Raw genomic sequence first — 1,210 nt, 5'->3', positions numbered from 1 at the left:
GTACTTGTCTCCGGAGGAGTTTGGTAGAAACTTAAACAAACAAAATATTGCAGCTTAACCGAATGTCTACTTTATTGTTGCAATTCCAGACACCATTATCAACAAAGATCATGTGTACGTTCGTAGACATCTATTTATCGACAAGGTAACTGGCTTACCACTCAGGATTTTGAACCGGACTAGGACTGCTGATTTCAGTAAAGAAGCAGCGGACTATTATAGTGAAGAAAACTATTTCAATTATCAATTTGAACAGGATTCCGTCAAAGTTGCTTATTTTGTTAAGCCCGCAGGATTCCATCCATTCAAAGAAAAACCCACAGAGCAGACTACTTTGTTGGCGCCAGGCACAATAGCGCCTAACTGGACGCTGTACGATACCGATGATAAAAAAACGTCATTATCGGAATTTAAAGGCAAAATTGTATTACTAGATTTTTTCTTTGTTGGCTGTATCCCCTGTATTCAATCTTTAGCAACTTTGGATAACCTTCAAAATAAATATAAGAATAAAGCCTTTGTTATACTTAGTCTTAGTACTAGAGATAGCAAAAAATTAGTAAAGGAATTTAAAGAAAGTCAGCATATAAAAAATCGAATGTATCCAAATGGAGGTGATGTGGCAAACCTATATTTTGCAAAGGGAGCCCCTACATTTTACCTCATCGATCGGGAAGGAAAAATATCAACTGTTGTAGAAGGATATACAGATAGTTTTGAAAAGAAGATGTCTGGCATAATTGATACTTTAATAAAAAAAGACTAGCCAAATTCTCGTTGTTCTTCCTCCTCTAAGACGCTAGCTTTCCATAGTGATATAATGAAGTTCCTGATCGAATGTTGTGTTTACAACCAAAATATACTGTGAAATGATTGGATAATGTCAACCTCTAAGGATAAAGATGGTAATTTAATTATTAATTTAACCTATTATACTGCTGTAATGGAATTGCAACAATAAAGTAGACATTCGGTTAAGCTGCAATATTTTGTTTGTTTAAGTTTCTACCAAACTCCTCAGGAGACAAGTACCCGAGTGCAGAATGTAGCCTTTTGGGGTTGTACCAGGTTTCGATATACTCGAAAACGATGCGCGCTGCTTGCTCTTTGTCGGTGAACTTGTGCTGATATACACATTCAGCTTTAAGCGTCTTAAAGAAGCTCTCAGCTACTGCGTTGTCCCAGCAATTGCCTTTTCGGCTCATGCTTC

The 1,210-nt window shown here is 36.9% G+C and carries 2 protein-coding genes; one reads left to right on the top strand and one right to left on the bottom strand.

Annotation, left to right across the window (positions count from 1 at the left end):
• The first annotated feature begins 169 nt into the window (after positions 1-169).
• Complete coding sequence (locus tag DBR11_RS19855) at positions 170-766, top strand: TlpA disulfide reductase family protein (protein WP_158275335.1); 597 nt, start codon at positions 170-172, stop codon at positions 764-766.
• Positions 767-974: 208 nt separating this feature from the next.
• On the opposite strand, the gene DBR11_RS19850 is transcribed toward DBR11_RS19855, so the two are convergent.
• A partial coding sequence (locus DBR11_RS19850; protein ID WP_146186597.1) for an integrase core domain-containing protein occupies positions 975-1,210 on the bottom strand: 236 nt, incomplete at its 5' end.

Origin of the sequence: Pedobacter sp. HMWF019 (assembly GCF_003061025.1) — a bacterium.
Lineage (GTDB): Bacteria > Bacteroidota > Bacteroidia > Sphingobacteriales > Sphingobacteriaceae > Pedobacter.
This window is presented reverse-complemented; position numbering and strand designations above follow the sequence as displayed.